Origin of the sequence: Limisphaera ngatamarikiensis (assembly GCF_011044775.1) — a bacterium.
Classification (GTDB): domain Bacteria; phylum Verrucomicrobiota; class Verrucomicrobiia; order Limisphaerales; family Limisphaeraceae; genus Limisphaera; species Limisphaera ngatamarikiensis.
The window spans coordinates 13,722-31,228 of sequence record NZ_JAAKYA010000072.1 but is presented as its reverse complement, the minus strand read 5'-3'; the positions used below and the strand labels follow the sequence as shown (position 1 = coordinate 31,228).

11 protein-coding genes and 1 tRNA gene are annotated in these 17,507 nt (G+C 65.2%); 6 read left to right on the top strand and 6 right to left on the bottom strand.

Annotated elements, in window-relative coordinates:
• Positions 1-52: 52 nt before the first annotated feature.
• Entirely contained in the window at positions 53-1,684 is a 1,632-nt protein-coding gene (lnt, locus tag G4L39_RS10510) for an apolipoprotein N-acyltransferase (protein ID WP_165108063.1), read from the top strand.
• A gap of 120 nt (positions 1,685-1,804) precedes the next feature.
• On the opposite strand, the gene G4L39_RS10505 is transcribed toward lnt, so the two are convergent.
• From G4L39_RS10505 to G4L39_RS10485, 5 genes are all read right to left on the bottom strand, one after another.
• A complete protein-coding gene (locus tag G4L39_RS10505) occupies positions 1,805-3,532 on the bottom strand; it encodes a tetratricopeptide repeat protein (protein WP_165108061.1) in 1,728 nt (575 codons plus the stop codon).
• Between the two features lie 285 nt (positions 3,533-3,817).
• The gene (locus G4L39_RS10500; RefSeq protein WP_165108060.1) at positions 3,818-5,080 is read right to left on the bottom strand and encodes a M48 family metalloprotease; all 1,263 of its coding nucleotides are present in this window, start codon (positions 5,078-5,080) and stop codon (positions 3,818-3,820) included.
• Positions 5,081-5,172: 92 nt separating this feature from the next.
• Entirely contained in the window at positions 5,173-6,420 is a 1,248-nt protein-coding gene (locus G4L39_RS10495) for an LL-diaminopimelate aminotransferase (protein ID WP_165108058.1), read from the bottom strand.
• Between the two features lie 382 nt (positions 6,421-6,802).
• Entirely contained in the window at positions 6,803-7,126 is a 324-nt protein-coding gene (locus tag G4L39_RS10490) for an isoamylase early set domain-containing protein (protein WP_240893935.1), read from the bottom strand.
• Positions 7,127-7,363: 237 nt separating this feature from the next.
• Positions 7,364-7,440 (bottom strand) — tRNA-Arg (locus G4L39_RS10485).
• Between the two features lie 247 nt (positions 7,441-7,687).
• Here G4L39_RS10485 and G4L39_RS10480 point away from each other — a divergent pair.
• Positions 7,688-8,683 (top strand): malate dehydrogenase, encoded by a 996-nt coding sequence (locus tag G4L39_RS10480; RefSeq protein ID WP_165108057.1) that lies wholly within the window; start codon positions 7,688-7,690, stop codon positions 8,681-8,683.
• Positions 8,684-8,936: 253 nt separating this feature from the next.
• Here G4L39_RS10480 and G4L39_RS15160 read toward each other — a convergent pair whose 3' ends face one another.
• On the bottom strand, positions 8,937-11,201 hold the full coding sequence (locus G4L39_RS15160; protein WP_165108055.1) for a dihydroxy-acid dehydratase domain-containing protein: 2,265 nt from the start codon (positions 11,199-11,201) through the stop codon (positions 8,937-8,939).
• 209 nt (positions 11,202-11,410) lie between these two features.
• Here G4L39_RS15160 and G4L39_RS10470 point away from each other — a divergent pair, with 209 nt between their 5' ends.
• The 4 genes from G4L39_RS10470 to rpoD all read left to right on the top strand — a co-directional run bounded on the left by G4L39_RS10470 (position 11,411) and on the right by rpoD (position 17,460).
• Entirely contained in the window at positions 11,411-12,199 is a 789-nt protein-coding gene (locus G4L39_RS10470; RefSeq protein WP_165108054.1) for a response regulator, read from the top strand.
• Positions 12,200-12,363: 164 nt separating this feature from the next.
• The gene (locus G4L39_RS10465) at positions 12,364-12,930 is read left to right on the top strand and encodes a hypothetical protein (protein WP_205880948.1); all 567 of its coding nucleotides are present in this window, start codon (positions 12,364-12,366) and stop codon (positions 12,928-12,930) included.
• Between the two features lie 4 nt (positions 12,931-12,934).
• Positions 12,935-14,989 (top strand): outer membrane protein assembly factor BamB family protein, encoded by a 2,055-nt coding sequence (locus G4L39_RS10460; RefSeq protein WP_165108051.1) that lies wholly within the window; start codon positions 12,935-12,937, stop codon positions 14,987-14,989.
• Positions 14,990-15,495: 506 nt separating this feature from the next.
• A complete protein-coding gene (gene rpoD / locus G4L39_RS15580; protein ID WP_165108050.1) occupies positions 15,496-17,460 on the top strand; it encodes an RNA polymerase sigma factor RpoD in 1,965 nt (654 codons plus the stop codon).
• Positions 17,461-17,507: the final 47 nt, after the last annotated feature.

Below are 17,507 nucleotides of genomic sequence, written 5' to 3'. Positions count from 1 at the left end.
GGCTTGTGCGGCGGGCGGGAGGGTCTTCAAGTTGGGCGCGGTGCATGGGGTCATGACGAAGGATGCCGTCCCGGGGTTGACTCGCCACGGTGTGGCGATGGCGGCAGGGTTGTGCCTTGCCCTGGCATTTCCCCCAACGGGCTGGGCCGGCCTGGCATGGGTGGGGCCGGCCCTGATGCTGTTGGCCGGGCAGGGCTGTACATTGGGACAACGGTGGCGGTTGGGTTATTTGGCGGGTTGGGTTCAGCACGGGCTGGCGCTGGCGTGGTTGTGGGAGATTCCGGTGCGCGGCTATCCGGTGTTGGGATGGGCGGCCCTGGTGGCCTACCTGGCATTGTATCCGGCGGCGTGGTTGGCGTGCGTGGGCGGGGTTTTGACGCGAGCCCGGACATGGCGGGGGCGGACGCTGGCGGGTCTTGGAGCCGGGGCGGTCTGGGTGGCGCTGGAGATGTTGCAGGCGCGGTTGTTGGGCGGGTTTCCATGGAACCTGCTCGGGGCCTCGCAGTTCGAGATGATTCCCCTCATTCAACTGGTGTCGGTCACGGGCATTTACGGGCTGTCATTTCTCATGGTCTGGACTGCGGTGGGTTTGTGGGCGGCGGCGCGGGCCGTGTGGGAAGAACCGTTTCGACGCCATGGCTGGATGCGGGAACTGGCGCTGCCGGGTTTGGCCGTTTTGGTGGTGTTTGGTTGGGGCTGGCAACGGGTGCGGGAGTATTCGGATGGGACGCGGCTGTTGCGGGTGACGGTGGTGCAACCCTCCATTCCGCAGACCTGGATTTGGGACGCGCGCGAAAATGAGGCCCGGTTTCGTGCCTTGTTGGATCTGACCCGGCGCGCTTTGGAGGAGCCGACGGACCTCTTGGTATGGCCCGAGGCCGCCGTGCCGATGTGGCTCCGGTACGATCCTGTGGCTCATGCGACGGTATGCGAACTGGCGCGGCAGCACGGGGTTTGGATGATCACCGGAAGCGACGACGCCGAGCCGCGGGACGATGGATCGGGAGGTGGGGACGCCGACTACTTCAACGCGGCGTTCCTGGTGGGGCCGGACGGCCGGTTGCAATCGGTCTATCGCAAGATGCAGTTGGTGATGTTTGGCGAGTACATCCCGTGGGTGGATGTGCTGCCGTTTCTGCGGTGGTTTACCCCCATCACCGGGCAATACACCCCGGGGCGTGAGCCGATTGTGTTTGAGCTGGCCATGGCGCAGTCCGAACGGGCTTCGGCGGGGGCCGGGGATGTCCGGGCGGCACCCCTGATTTGTTTTGAGGACGTGTTTCCGCATCTGGCACGGCGGTTTCTGGCGGGTGCGCCGGACCTGTTTGTAAACCTGACGAACGACGGCTGGTTCGGCCAGAGTGCCGCGCAATGGCAGCACGCGGCCAATGCCGTTTTTCGTGCGGTGGAGACCGGCCGCCCCCTGGTGCGGTGCACAAACAACGGACTGAGCGCGTGGGTGGATCCGTTGGGTCGCATCCGCGCCGTGCTGCGGGACGAGCGCGGGACCGTGTACGGGCCGGGCTGGGCGATATGGACAGTGCCGCTGCCGGAACGGGACCTGTTGAACCCGGGCACGGTTTACGCGCGGTATGGCGATGTTTGGGGTTGGATTTGCGTTGCAGGAGCCGGGTTGTGGGCGGTGGGGCGCCTGCGGGGACGGTGGAGGGCCAACGCCGCATGAGGGTGCGGGCACTTAGAAGGGTTCGCCACGGGCTGATGCGGGGGAATCAGTCCTCGCGCGTGTGCGGGGGATGACGTGTTTCCACGGAGGGGCAGATGCGCTTACGACAGCGGGCTGTGGTCAGCCCTGCTGATTGGTTTCCCCGAGCGCGGTTTGCAGGAGACGCTTTTCCTCGGGCAGGAGCGGTTGGTTTTCCACCAGTGCGGCGTAGGTGCGGGCTTCGTCGCGGCGACCCTGGCTTCCGAGGATGATGGCCATGTACACGGCCACTTCGGGCCGGCGCCGTGCTTCTTCGGGGAGTCGTTCCAATAACTTCAGGGCGGTGGCTGTGTCGCCTTGTTGGTGGAGGGAGAACGCGAAGGTGGAGACCCAGACCGGGTTGTTGGTGTCGGCCAGGTAAACCTCTCGGGCCAGACGCCGGCAGCGGTCCAGGTCGCGCTGCAGAAGCAGGCCCAGAGCGGCGAGATTGTTTTTCACCTCGAGGGCGTTGGGTTTGGCTTCGTACATGGCCGAATAGACCTGGAACAGTCCCGCTGCGTCGCCGGCGGCGTAGCGGTTTTTGACCAGGATTTCCCAGGCCCAGTCGTGCCACGGCGCCCGTTTGACAAGTGCCCAGAGGACCTCCTCCACCTCGGAGTGCCATCCCCACTTTTCCAGGATCTGCGCCACGGCGGCGAGGGCTTCGCCCCTGCCTCCGGGCCAATCCAGGACGCGCCGCCAGTAACCTTCTGCCAGGCTGCGTTGGCCGCGTTCCCGGGCTGCGCGGGTGAGGAGGGTGAGGCGCACGGGTTCCTGAGCCTCCCAGTTTTGCGGGCTCAACCACGCTTCCAAACCGTCCCAATCCTGCAGGGCGACCAGGGCGTCGGCCACGGCGAGTGTGACGGGTGGATTGGTGCGCAGGCTCGGCGGCAGCGTTTCCAGCCATGCCAATGCTTCCCGGGCGCGTTGACGGTCGTTGAGCCAGCTGGCCAGGACAGTGATCCGGGCCGCGTTGGTGCCTGCTTCCTGCTGGAGCTGGTGGAGCCAGGTATTGGTGGCCGGGTCTCCGGCACTCACGAGCACCGTCAGATGTTGAACCTTGTCGTTGAACCCGGCCGCGGGGGAATTGAGCAGCCGGGCAGAAAACCGGAGGGCCTCGACGGGTCGTCCCCGCGCCAGGTTTACCGTGACCAGCGATCGAAGGGCCAGTACCTGGAGGTTCGGGTCGTTGGACGTCTCACTGATCTGCACCAGTTTGTTATAGGCCGGCTCGGACAGGGCGGGGTCGGCCGCCTGAACCTGCAGGGTGGCCAGGTTCAGTTGGTGCAACAGGTTGGTGGGGTCGAGCCGCACGGCAGCCTCCAGATGCGCCACGGCTTCGGGAATGCGGCGTGTTTGGAGCGCCCATTGGGAAGCCAGGACATGATACTGCGCCGAGTTGGTCTCACCCAGCCGTATCATCTCCTGGAGGGTTTGGTTTGCGACGGGGTAGGGCGGGTTCTCCAGTTGCAACGCGGCGGCGATCAGACGCATGCGGTTTTCCGCGGTGGGTTCCAGTTCCACCACCCTCCGCCACCATCCCAGGGCCAGGGGCGAACGGGATTCCGTCAGGAGCTCGGCCAGACGGGTGGCGGTTTGAACGTTTCGCGGGTTGGCCGCCTGGGCCTGGCGCAGGCTCAACAGCCCTCGGCGGACATCGCCCGCACGCAGGAATTCATCCGCCATTCGCAGGTAACGCTGTTCCTTGAAATGGCGGTAGGCCGGCCGACCCCACCACAGGCCGGCAGCCATCAGCCCCAAAAAGCCGACGATTGCCAGCGCGATCCACAGACCGCGACGCGTGTCGTGCAATGACGTCTCCGTGCTCACAACGGAAATCAATTTGTCAGAGAGGTCACCGACTTTCCAAGGGTATCTGTGGGGCATCATGCCCCTCTGCGGGAGGAGTGGTTTGGAGCCAACCGGACCGCGACGTGGGACGATCGTTGAAACCCGGCGGACTCTGCCCCGGCTGTGGGGCCGGACTGCAGATCCCGTGAGTTTGCCTGTGCTGCTACTCCACGCGGGCCGGGTGATGGAGGTTGATTGGCGGGGTCGTTCCGCTTCCACCGGGTTGTGCCGCCATGCTCGTTCGAGCGTTGAGGTGTGGGGCACTCAACGTTTCGCGCCGGCGCGTGCGTTCGCAGTCAACGCGGTGATTCGTTCCGGAAGGGTAGGGTGCGACTCGTGCCAGAAGCGGTACCAGGGATGGGACGGAACGTCCGCCAGGTTATCCCGATGCAATCGTTCCAGGGCGCGCTGGAGTGGCTCGACCGATCCCAGGGCTCGTACTGCGAACGCGTCTGCTTGAAATTCACATCGCCTGGCCCATGCGTGGATCCATGGGAGGAGCCACCAACCTGCCGGCCCTGCCCACAGACCCAACAACAACACGGCGACCGCCGGATGGGGCTCGCTGAAACCAAAGGTTCTGTAGAAGTCTGGCTGTTGAACAATCCAACCCGCCACAGCAAAGCCCAGTCCCCAGCCAATGGCGGTGAGTGTCCACAACTGCCAGAGATGGCCCAGTCGGGCGTGCCCCATCTCGTGCGCCACGACGGCCTCCAGTTCGTCCGGTCCCAGTTGGTTGAGCAGCGTGTCGTAGAGCACGACGCGTCGGGCGCGGCCCCAGCCGGTGAAAAAGGCGTTGGAATGGCGGGTGCGCCGACTGCCGTCCATCACCTGGATGTCGCGAAGGGGGAAATCCATGCGCGCTGCGAGCTGTTGAAGCCGCTCGCGCAAGGCGCCTTCGGGCAGGGGATCGAACCGGTGAAACCAGGGGAGGATCCAGGTTGGCGCCAGCCACCCGAGGATCAGCGCGAAGGCCACGGCCCCCGTCCAGCCCCAAACCCACCACCATGGTCCGGCCTGTCGGATCAGATGGATGATCGCTGCGATGACGGGAATGCCCAGCCCCGCGGCCAGGACCAGTCCCTTGAACCTGTCACTCCACCAGGTGGCCGGCCGGGTGGTGTTGAAACCGAATCGTTCTTCCAAATCAAACCGTTCGTACCACAGCCAGGGCCACCAGGCCACGGACACAAGAGCAAACACGCACCATGGGAAGAGCGAATCCGCGAGAGGTCCTGTTCCGAAGATCTGTTGCCACACTGACCAGGCCCGGGGCAGGACGCCGCTCCAGAGCAGGCCGACCAGCAGGAGCGTTTCGTAAGCCACCGTTGCCTGGCGAAATCGGCAGCGGGCCAGCGCATAGTCGAGGGCACGCGAGCCGGGCACGACCCGCGTGGAGTTCGCCGAGGGGGCCTTTTCTCCCGCGGCGAGGCGTTTGAAGTGGCGCCGGTTGAGGGCTTCCAGCCACAGTTCGCCCGCCACGCGCAGGCCCAACAGGACGGCTCCGACTGCACTCCAGACATTCACGATGGGATTCCTGCAGCAGGTTCGGGTCGGCCGGGCACCGGCCGGGCTGCTCCGGCCCGCAAGCGGGCGGAGGTGGCGCCGCCGGAGGTGGATCAGAATTCGAAACGCACCTCGCCCAGGCGATCGGCCAGTTCTTGCATCAGCGCCACCTCGTCCTCGGGCGTGGGTGCCTCGAACGTAACGCTGAACCGAAGATAAGGGCCTGCATCATCCCACGGGACGGTGGAGATCAGCTTGTCCATGATCAGCCAGTGCGCTGCCTCCTCGGCGTTGGCGAAACGGATGTGTTTGGCCGACCGCGTGACGGCGGCCCTGGGCGCCGGCACGTACAAGAAAAACGAGCCGGCCGGCTTGCGGGCATCGAACCCGGCCTCGCGCAGCACCTTCACCAGCAGGTCCATGCGACGCGAATACTTGGCCGCGATGCGCTCGGTCAGTTCCGGGTGATCCAGGCAGTAGGCGGCAGCGTGTTGGATGGCGAGGAACTGTCCCGAATCGGTGTTGTCCTTGACGTCTCCATACGCTCGCACCAGCAGTTCGTTCCCCACCACGAATCCGCAACGCCACCCGGTCATATTGAAGGCCTTGCTGACCGAGTGCAGTTCCAGCCCGATTTCCCTGGCCCCGGGCGTGGCCAGGAAACTCAGCGGGCGGCCCTCATACACCAGTGCGGCGTACGCGGCGTCCGAGATCACCACCAGGCGGTGTTTCATGGCGAACTCCACCACGTAGCGGTAGAACTCGGGGGTTGCGCTGGCGCCGGTGGGGTTGTTGGGGTAGTTGAGGACCAGCACCTTGGCCCGGGCCAGGATGTCCTTGGGAACCGAGTCCAGGTCGGGCAGAAACCCGTTTTCCGGACGGAGCAGCAGATTGTACACCTCGCCGCCGTAATAGCGGGCGTGGGTGCCAAAAACCGGATAACCGGGCGCGGTCATCAGCACCACGTCGCCCGGATCCACGAACACCGCCGGCAGGATGGACAACGCCGCCTTGCTGCCGATGGAGTGAATGACCTCGCGCGCCGGGTCGATGCCCGACACGCCGAACACGCGTTCCATGTAGCGGGCGGCGGCCTGTTTCAACACATCGTCGCCGTTGTCGGCGTAACCGCGGTTTTCCGGTTTGGCCGCCTCCTCGCACAGCTTCGCCACCACCTCCGGGAACGCCATCTCATCCGGCTCGCCCACGCCCAGGTCAATCAGTTTGCGCCCGGGCTGGGCCGCCACGGCGGCCCGCTTGGCTCGTTTGATCTTCTCGAACTTGTAAATCGTCGTGGACTGACCGTAGTTCCGCCCGCCAATGCGCTGGGCGAATCGCTCCTGAATGAATGACGCTGCCATAATTTGAGAACGGCTCCGAGCCCTTGTGTCGGGGTCGGAAAACCGGCGCACACTAGCCAAACCTTGCAGCCAGGGCAAGAGCCCGAACGCCCCCGTACCGGGCTCCTCCAGTTCCCCCAACGGTCCTGTGGATGGGTGAGCACCGGCGCCGGATTGGGACTTTACCGGGAAGGAAGGGACAACCTGATCCCGGCCTCCGAAGACAACCACGCCACCGCAACGGAGACGGCGGATGGTGAACCTGCAGGGGCGGGCCCTCCGGGCATTCACAGGGGTGCTGTGAGAACCGGCGCATCCACCGACCGGGCGCCGTCTGTTGACCCACGGGAATGTTCCCTCGGGACGGTGCGGATTCCGCTGCGACCCGCACGAGGGTCTTCGTTCAACTGACCGCAATCAAAGAAACGCGCTCACCCTGGTCGTTGCGGGTGATCCCCTGGGCGCGCGGATCGAGCGTCAGGACGCCGTCCACGAGAAACGCATAGCGATGATGCCCATGACGGAGCTCCACCTTCAGCAGCCACGCACCGTCCGGCATGCGCTGCATGGGGTGCGCCGTGGGATCCCAGTTGTTGAAATCACCCACCAGGCTGACGGACCGGGCCTGTGGGGCCTGGCAGATAAAGTTGACCGGACGCAGATTCCGGTGGGCGCTGTAACGGTGATGCGCGGTAGCGGGATGACTGTGCATCGAACGATTCACCATCCTTGGAACTTTTTCTTCAAGACTCACAACAAACTGCCACGAACCCGGGGTGTTGCCAAATGCTTTTTGTTTGCCGGCACCGGCCCGATCACCCCGTCGCCGGCGGCCTGTCTCGCAAGAGACAAAACCTCCACGCACCGGCCGCAACCCTGCGAGCGCGTCTGAGGGTGGCGTGCTCGGCTTCGTGGAGGGCAGGCTCGACCCCGTCCCCCGGGTTGTGGGGTGCGAAAAGCAGGATGGCGCACCCGCCAGGAGTCGAACCTGGAACCTTCTGATCCGTAGTCAGATGCTCTATCCAATTGAGCTACGGGTGCGCCCTGAATGCAATGCACAATACGCAGGGAACCCTGTCGTCGCAAGTCCCAACTGGCACCCGGTTGGCGCCGGGGCCCGCACTTGGCGCCCAAGCGTTGCCTTGCACCGTGGAACGGGGAGCGCCCCGGGGTGGAACGGCTGATGCACCGCGCCCGGGATGCGGGCTTGGAGCGCGGATGGGAACTGCTTGCTGTGCGGGGGGTGGACCCTATACTGCGGCCCGTAGAAGATCGAACGATGGGCTTTATGAAGAAATCACCCTTGCGCGTAGCGGTTACTGGTGCGGCCGGTCAGATTGGGTATTCCCTGGTGTTTCGAATTGCAGCCGGGGAGATGTTTGGCCCTGACCAGCCGGTGATTCTGCACCTGATCGAGATTGAACCGGCCCTGCCGGCGTTGCAGGGCGTGGTGATGGAGCTTGAGGATTGTGCGTTTCCGCTCCTGCACGGGGTGGTGCCCACGGCCGACCTGGACGAGGGATTCAAGGACGTGAACTGGGCTCTGCTGGTGGGCAGCGTGCCGCGCAAGGCCGGCATGGAACGCAAGGACCTGTTGGGGATCAACGGCAAGATCTTCGTGGGCCAGGGTCAGGCCATCGCGCGCCGGGCGGCTTCGGATGTGCGGGTCCTAGTGGTCGGCAACCCCTGCAATACCAACTGCCTCATCTGCATGCATCACGCCGCAGGGGTGCCGCGCGACCGCTTTTTCGCCATGACGCGCCTGGACGAAAACCGTGCCAAGGCGCAGCTGGCCCGGAAAGCCGGCGAACATGTCAGCGCCGTCACCCACATGGCGGTGTGGGGCAACCACAGCCCGACCATGTTCCCCGACTTTTTCAACGCCCGGATTCATGGTCGGCCGGTCCCGGAGGTGATCAGCCATCGCGAGTGGCTGGAAAAGGACTTTCTGACGACCGTCCAGCAGCGCGGGGCGGCGGTGATCAAGGCCCGGGGCGCCTCCAGCGCCGCCAGTGCCGCCAACGCCGTGATCGACACGGTCCGGTCCCTCATCCAGCCCACACCCGGAGACGACTGGCACAGCGTGGCCGTTTGCAGCGACGGCAGTTACGGGATCGAGCCCGGATTGATCTGCTCGTTCCCCATCCGTTCGGACGGACGTTCCTGGCACATTGTGCCCGGACTGCCACTGAACGATTTTAGCCGGGCCAGAATCCAGGCCAGCGTCGAAGAGCTGAAGGAAGAACGGGCCATGGTGAGCGAGCTGCTGACCCGGTCTGCTTGAGCGGTTTCGGTCTTGGCCGCGGGTCGGGCCTGTAGACGGTCGGCTCGGTGAGGTCCTTGCAAGGCTCCGTCGGGGGCCTCACCCGTCACCCCACTCCCCGAGTGGGCCTTTCTGAAGGTGGCTCGCAGACCCCGCCTGTGGACAGCGAGGTTCGCCGGGGTCGTTCCTGATGAAAACCCCGGCTGCGATTCCCACGGGAATACGTTGGGTGCTGCGCCGGGCGCTGCCGCGCGCCCGTCCAAAATTTCCTGCCTCACGCGCGCAGCACGGCGCCCTGACTGGCATTGGTGACAAGTTTCTGGTACCGGGCCAGCCAGCCGGTGAGTTCCCGCTGCAACGGTTTCCACGAACGGCGTCGTTCCTCGAGCTCGGACTCCGGCACGAGGATGTCCATTCGGCGATTGGGGAAGTCGATCCGGACGCGGTCGCCGGGACGCAGCAGACCAATGGGCCCGCCCTCGGCGGCTTCCGGGGAGACATGTCCGATGCAGGCACCGGAAGTGCCGCCGCTGAAGCGTCCGTCCGTGATGAGCACCACGTGGTCGCCCAAGCCCATGCCCATGATGTAACTGGTGGGGGCCAGCATCTCCTGCATGCCGGGGCCGCCCCGTGGGCCTTCGTTCCGGATGATGACCACGTCGCCCGGTTTGACCCTGCCGGAAAGGATGCCTTCGCAGGCTTCTTCCTGGCTTTCGAAAATGACGCAAGGGCCTTCGAAAACGAAATCGGGTCCGCAATGGTCTTTGAAAGCCTGGCTGATGCCCGCGGTTTTTACCACGGCACCCTCGGGTGCCAGTTGACCGTAAAGGATCGCCAGGCCGCCGTCCGGGGAATAGGCGTTGGCGGGCGATCGAATGCAATCAGCCGGATCGAAGAGAAAGACCGGGTCGTGCGGGATCAATCCCGCCGGCTGGGCCTTGCGGAGCCGGGCCGGGTTCATGTCGAACTCGGCCTGATGCAGGGTCCAGTCACGGAATCGCCGGACCCGCAGCAGGGCGTGGCGGGAGCGCGACCCGTCCTTGTGGTATTGCCAGAAGAGCAGGACCGGGTCGTTACGCAGCCGGGCCAGCTCGGCCCGGACCCATCCGCGGGCCTCTTTGAGGCGCTGTTCCAGGGCGGCGGCGACCGCGTCGCGACCGCGGAGGGTGGAACCATCCGGCATGTGCAGGCCGGCCCGGGGCGACAGCAACAGGGTCAGGACCTCCGAATTCCCGCTGTTCCATGCGGCGGCAAACCGCCACAGGGTGATGGCCAGCGGCTCTGCCGGGAAAAACAGCAGGGGTTTGGGTACCAGATGGCCCGCAGCGGTGCGTGCGGCGGGGCCGAGCGGATCGTCCGGGTCCACCACCAGCGCCGAGGCCCCCGAAACCCGGGCGACCCTGGCCCAGGGGGTGCAACGGGGCGAACGCACGTCCCATTCGTCAATGTTTTCGCCCAGCGTTTTGCCGGTCACCGTCTTGCACTCGAGGTGGAGGAGCCCCGCGCGTTTGAGCTCGCCCAGGATCGTGTGGATACCGCCGGCACGGTGGACATCCTGGATGTGGTAGTCCGACGAGGGTGAGACCTTGCAGAGACACGGCACGCGTCGGGAGATTTGGTCAATCCGACCGATGTCATACGGGATGCCCGCCTCGCGCGCGATGGCCAGGGTGTGGAGGATGGTGTTGGTGGAGCCGCCCATCGCCACGTCCAGCGTGATGGCGTTGTCGAAAGCCTCCAACGTGGCGATGTCACGGGGTTTCAGGTCCCATTCGATGAGTTTGAGAATCTGGCGGGCCGCCCATTCGTACAGGGCCTCGCGTTCCTTGGATACGGCCAGGATGGTGCCGTTGCCGGGCAGGGCCAGTCCGAGTGCCTCGCAGAGGCAGTTCATCGAATTGGCCGTAAACATGCCGGAACAGGAGCCGCAGGTGGGGCAGGCGGCCTGCTCGAGCTGCCGGAGTTGTTCCTCGCTGAGCTGGCCGGTTTGTACGGCGCCGACGCCTTTGAAAACGGAGATCAGGTCCGCCTTGGCGGCGGCGGGTCGGAGGTGGACCGGCAGCTCACTTTCCTCCACGGTCCGGGCGATGCCCGCGGCCATGGGCCCGCCGCTGACAAAGAGGGTGGGGATGTTCAGGCGCATGGCGGCCATCAACATGCCCGGCACGATCTTGTCGCAATTCGGGATGCAGATCATGCCGTCAAAACAGTGGGCGCGGACCATGGACTCCACACAGTCGGCAATCAGTTCCCGCGAGGGCAATGAGTACTTCATGCCCGCATGCCCCATGGCGATGCCGTCATCCACGCCAATGGTATTGAACAGAAACGGCACGCCGCCGGCCGCCCGGACGAGCCGTTTCATGAGTTGTCCGACCTCGTTGAGATGGGCATGGCCGGGGATGCAATCGGTGTAGGAATTGCAGATGGCGATGAACGGCTTGTCGAAATCCGCTTCCGACTCAATGACCCCCGTGGCGCGCAGCAGTGCCCGGTGCGGCGCCCGTTCCAATCCGCGTTTGATGATGTCCGATCGCATGTGTCCGTGAATGGTTGTGGTCCCGGTTGGTGCAGGGACCGTTGCACGGGCTCCCACCATAGACCGCCTGGGGGCGGCTTGTCACGCACAGGGCCCGATTGTTGGCGAATCCATCGTCCGGATCGAGGCGGGCCGGGTCACCCCGCCACGGTTCGAGCGGGATCGGGTTGGTTTGACAGTCGATCCTGGCGGGAGTAAGCGGGGATGGGATGAAAGCCGCGGAATCCTCGGTTGCGTCGGTGCCCTGGCGCACAGTGGTGGTGGACGAGGCGCCGCTGATGCGGGAGGCCATCCGGCACTGCCTGGAAGGGGACGGGCGATTTGTGGTGGTGGGCGAGGCCGCGGCGGCAGCGCGGGCCCTGGAGCTGGTTTCGGTCCACAAACCGGCGCTGGTGGTGACGGAGCTGGCCCTACCGGGGCGCAGCGGTTTGGAATTGATCCGGGACGTGCGGGCGCAATTTGCCGACGTGCGTGTCCTGGTCTTCACGGCCTGCGATGAACGGCTCTACGCGGCACGCGCCTTGCGCGCAGGGGCCCGGGGGTTTCTGCATAAACGGGCCGACGGCAGCGCCCTGGCGGCCGCGGCCCGGCAGGTGATGTCGGGTCGCATTGCCGTGGAAACGGACCTGGCGCTGCACCTGGTGGAGGAATTGGTGGGTGGCAACCCGCGTGTGATGGGCAGCCTTCAAACCCTGACCGACCGGGAGCTGGAGGTGCTCCGGCTGTTGGGCCGGGCGCGAACGGTCCGCGAAATCGCCACTGCCCTGCATCTCAGCCCCAAGACCGTCGAGACGCATAAGGTTAACCTGATGCACAAGTTGGGGATTCGATCGTCGGCCGAGCTTCTGCGGTTTGCATTGCAATGGGCGGAGGACGAACTTTTGGGCCGTACAGTGGCCGATTCTCTCGCCGGGACGTCACCAGGAACGGAATCCCCGGAGCCGGTTGCCGATTCCAGCACGGCCGGCGGTCGCCCTGTTCGTAAGAGGAGCGGATGAATCCGGATAACCAGAGCAAAAGTGCGTTGCCCGCGGCATTGCGGCACACGAGGGCGCACACGACGGGAAACGGCCGCCCCGGGAGTCGTGCAATGGGGACGAACCCCGGTCGTCGGGTAATCAGAGCCGCTCAGGGTCCGGTGGTTCGCGGCGGTTTTAACCTTGTGGAACTGGTGTTGGTGGTTTTTGTGCTGGGGGCCTTGGTGTTCCTGATGTGGGGTCCGATGACGCACAGTCGGGCCGTCAGGGCACGGGCGGACTGTGCCGTGCAACTGATGCAGCTGCATGTGGCGTTGGCGCTCTACGCCGCCGATGCTGCAGGCAGGTTTCCCGAGATCGCTCCTGCGCACACCAGCGAGGCACCGCTGAGCCTCCTGGTGCCCAGATACATCAGCGAAACGCGCTGGTTTGTATGTCCGGGGACGGGCCGGAAACCGCCGCCCGCCGTTCCCGGGTTTGCCGGTGGTAGGGTGGACTATGCCTATTACCAGGGCTTGCGGACCAACGTACACGCCGCCACCCCGCTTCTGACCGATGCGCAGATCAACGACCGACCGAAGCGGGTGGGCGAACCCATCTTCTCCATGGACGGCCGCCCGCCGGGCAACAACCACGGAAGCACCGGTGGCAACGTCCTGAGGGTGGATGGCTCGGTCCGGTTTACCCCGCCCCGGGCGGCCTTTGATCTGCCGGTCGAAACCGGTGTGGCATTGCTGAACCCCGGACCGTGAATCAATGACCCGGACCATCAAGGTGGAATGTCAGTGCGGCGCGCGATTCGCGTTCGACGTCGAGCCGGTGGAGGGGCGGATGCCGGTGGCGGTGTTCTGTCCCGTGTGCGGTGCTGACGCGACCGAGCGGGCCAACCAGGTCCTGGCAGAGACCGAAGCAGCCGCCGGGGCCACGGCAAACGCGACCGCCGGCGGGTCGGATGTGCGACTCCGAGTGCACCGGCGCGAGGAATCCGCGCAGCCCGGCCAGGGTTCGGCACGGCTGACCGGGGATGTTGCCGGCGAGCGTTGTCCTCAACATCCCGACGAGGTGGCGGTGGAACGATGCCGGGTTTGCGGCAGGCCGATCTGCCGGCGTTGCATGGAGTTGCACGGTTACACCTGCTCGGTCCTGTGTCGTGGACGAGCCGAACGGGACGGCCTGGATCTGCCGGTGTACGAGGGGCAACTGCGGCTGCGGCAGGCGCGCCGACGGCGATTGGCCCGCTGGATTGGTTGGATGACCGCGGCTGCGTTGGTGACCGGCCTGGCTTACACCGGCTGGTGGAAATGGCTGGGGTCCAAACCCCGCCTGATCTGGTCATCGCCGCTTCCCAAGGACGCGGCCACGGGTTGGGAACTTGCCGAGCCCGCTCACCTTCTGGGCTGGACCCCACGCGAGCTCACGTTACGGCAGTTGCCCGAGGGACGGGTCGTCTGGCGCGTCCCCCTCGAGACCCGGCCGGAAAACGACCTGCCCCGGTTGGTATCGGTCCGGCCCTGGTTGGTCTGGCTGATCGGGGACCGACTGGAAGCTCGTGACCCTGCCAGCGGCGAGATTCGTTGGTCATTGAATCTGCCCAACCCCGTGAACCAGGTGGATTGGGACGGTCAGGCCCTGGTGGCGGTCAGCGAAGGACCAGCCGGCACGGCCGTGGTGACCCGGGTGGACTTGGAATCGGGTTCAAGCTGGCGGGAAAGCGTCCCGCCACGGCCGGTGCCGGTCGCTCGGCCGGGCGTTACACCCGGGGGCACCACATCTTCTCCGGGGCGGGTACCCACGGCAGCAGACGCCGGCCGGTGGATCGAGGAGGAGGAAACCCGGACTGCACCGTTGCCGCCGCCGCAGAGGCTTTTTCTGCCGGCCGGAACCGGGGTGGCGGAGTTTCAGTGGTGGATGATTGAACGGCGGATTGTCGAGCGCGAAGGGTTGCGCCCGCGTCAGGGTCGCTCGCCGCTTGAGGATGAGCAGATGACGGCCGGTCGCAGCTGGGAGTCGGTTCGACAGGCCCTCAACGAGATTGAACGAATTCGGTCGGGAGGCGTCGTTCGGGAAGATCAGAGCCGGTACGGCGTCCGGCTCTGGCGTCGGGGTCAGCCCACGGCCGAAGTTTGGTCGGGTGAGGTCGTGGGCCGGCCCTGGTTCATTCCCTTGCGCACGGTGGACGTGGTCTGGGCAGGCACCCAACTGACGGTCCTGGACCGGCAGAACCGGGTTCGCTGGACCGCCTCGCTGGCGTACCCGGCACCGGAGGAATTGCTGGAAGGGGCAAGCCCCGGCCGGGCGAACCGGCCCTGCTTGGAACTGGGGGACCGACTTGTGGTGTTCGACCGCGGCATGATTACCTGCTTTGAATTGGCCACCGGACAGGTGGTTTGGCGCCTGCCGAGCGTGGGAACCCGCCGGGTGGTCGCCAACCCGGCCGGATCGACACTGTACGTGGCCACGACCACGGCCACCGTGGAGGATCTGAAGCACCCGCTGGAGGCGCGGCTTTGGGAGCGGGCCCGGCCCCTGATTCTCAGAGTGGATGCGGCCTCCGGCCGCGAAGTGTGGCGGCAGGTCGGCCTGGCTAATGAATGTTACCTTTCCGACTCGCTTCTTTATGCCTGGTGGCTGGCCAGGGGGATGTCCGGGGAGCAGAACCTGTTGCATCTATACCGCTTGGACCCCGCCAACGGCCGGCCCCTGTGGCACCGGTACGAGGAACGATGGCCGCGGCGGCTGCTGTTCCAGGGGCGGCACCTGCTGCTGCAATGGGAGGACACCGTGGAGGTTTACGAATTCCGGCGTCCCTGATTCGGGCAGGTTTACTTTTCACGACCCGGACCGGGCCGTTCGCATGACAATCCGTTGCGATTGTCGAACTTGAACCATGTCCACCAACGGCCGAGCGGCTCGGCATGGGGCCCCCGGTTCAAGCTGCCACATCGCCATGCGCGGTTGCGCATGGGCATGAGCCGAAATTTCGGATTGCAAAGTCGAGCTTGAGGCTGCTATATTGCGCCTTGCCCGCAGGGCGAAACGAAGGCGGGCGAATCCCGGCCCACGAGAGCGAACGGAGCGCCCTGAATGAGTTGTCGGCGCGGTCCTTGGGTTTTGCGCATTCTGCCCTGGAACCAGGCTCGGTGCAGTGCAGGAGGGGCTGGAAGTTTTGCATCTCGGGACCGTGGCGGCCGGAACAAAGGGCCCGAAAACACGGGTCAAGAGCACACGCAAGGTGCTGAGGTGGCACTGCGGCGATGATGCTCCCGGATTGGGCGCAGGCACAGGAGCCGATCGGGCACGGGAACGTCTGATGGGGTATGGCGACCAAAAAAGTGGCGAGCAAGAAGGCTGTAACCAGGCAGAAATCGAAAAAGGCCGGCAAAGCTGAAACCGGTCGTAAAGCGGCCGGGGAGAAGAAAACCGCGTCGAAGGCGACGCCCGAAACGCCGGCGCCCAGGGCGCGGCGGCGTTTTGTGCTGGGGAGTTTGAAGCGCCGGGAGACCAGGACCGAGACCACTTCGCAGCCCTCTGGACAGGACAAAAAGGGCGGCAAAACCCGGAACGAAGCCGCCCCCAGGCAGAACGGGTCAGCTTCAACCACGGCCACGGCCTCAACCCCTGAAACCCCGGCCACGGGCGAGGTGATCCGCCGGCAGGCCGCCGACATGAACGAGGCCCTCAAGATCCTCCTTCAACTGGCCCGCCTGCACGGGCGCATCACCTATGACGACATCAACGAGGTGTTGCCCGACGGAATGACCCCGGAGGAACTCGACGAGCTCTACACCAAACTCCGCAGCATGAACGTGGAGATCGTCGAGGACACCGACACCGATCTGGGACGGGCGGTGGAGACGGAGGATGACGAGGACGATCGCCTCGACGCGCTGGACGATCCGGTACGGATGTACATGAACCAGATGGGCAAAGTGCCCCTCCTGACCCGCGAGCAGGAGATTGAAATCTGCAAGCGCATCGAGGAGGCCGAGCTGGAGATGCAGCGCATCATCTACAGCTTCGGGTTCGCCGCCAAGGAACACATCGCCATTGCCGAGAAGCTCCTGAGCGAGCCGCCCAAGGAACGTTTTGACCGCGTGGTGGTGGATAAGAAGGTGGCCAACCGGGAGGGTCACCTGCGCGAGCTGCGCAAACTGGTCAAGACGGTCCGCGCCCTGGATCAGCAGGTGGACGCCCAGTACGCGTTGCTGCAAAAGGCCACCACGCCCGAGGAACAGGCCGCCGCCCGGGCCGCCTTCGAGAAACTGGACAAAAAACTGCAGTCCTACTTCCCGAAATTCGCGTACAAGCAGAAGGTGCTCGAGGAAATGGTGGTGGTGGCGGGCAACATCCACGAGAAATTCCAGCAGAGCGTGCGCGCGCTGGAACAGCTGCAGAACCAGCCCGCCACGCCGGAACGGGACGCCGCCATCCAGGCCGAGAAAGACAAGATCACGGCCCTGGAACTGTTTGTCCGCATGCCGCGGGAGGAGTTCTACAAGGCCTTTGAAGCCTTGAAGGCCGCGGCCGACCGCGCGCACCAGGCCAAAACCCACATGGCCGAGGCCAACCTGCGCCTGGTGGTCTCCGTGGCCAAAAAATACACCAACCGCGGCCAGTCCTTCCTGGACCTGATCCAGGAGGGCAACATCGGCCTGATGAAGGGCGTCGAAAAGTTCGAGTACCGTCGCGGATACAAGTTTTCCACCTACGCCATCTGGTGGATCCGGCAGGCCATCACCCGCAGCATTGCCGATCAGGCCCGCACCATCCGCATCCCGGTGCACATGATCGAGACCATGAACAAACTCTGGCGGGTGCAGAAGCAGTTGACCCAGGAACTGGGACGCGAACCTTCGCCGGAGGAGATTGCGGACGAGATGCACCTGCCGGTCAGCCGGGTCAACAGCCTGCTCAAAATGGCGCAGCAACCCATCTCGTTGCACGCGCCCGTGGGCGACGACGGTGATGTGAGCGTCGGCGATTTCATCGAGGACAAGACCGCCGAAAACCCGCTGGAGGTGACCAGCTACAGCCTGTTGCGCGAAAAACTGGCCGAGGTGCTGGCCACCCTCACCGAGCGGGAGCGCAAGATTTTGGAAATGCGGTTCGGTCTGGTGGACGGCTACGAGCGCACCCTGGAGGAAATCGGCAAGATGTACAACGTGACGCGCGAGCGGATCCGTCAAATCGAGGCCAAGGCCCTGCGCAAGTTGCGGCACCCGACCCGGCTCCGTCATCTCCAGGGATTCCTGGAGGGAGCCGAGGAGGAGGCCGCGGCCTGAGATCGGCAACGGGGCGGAGAAGCCGGTCCGCCGGTCCGGGACCGCAG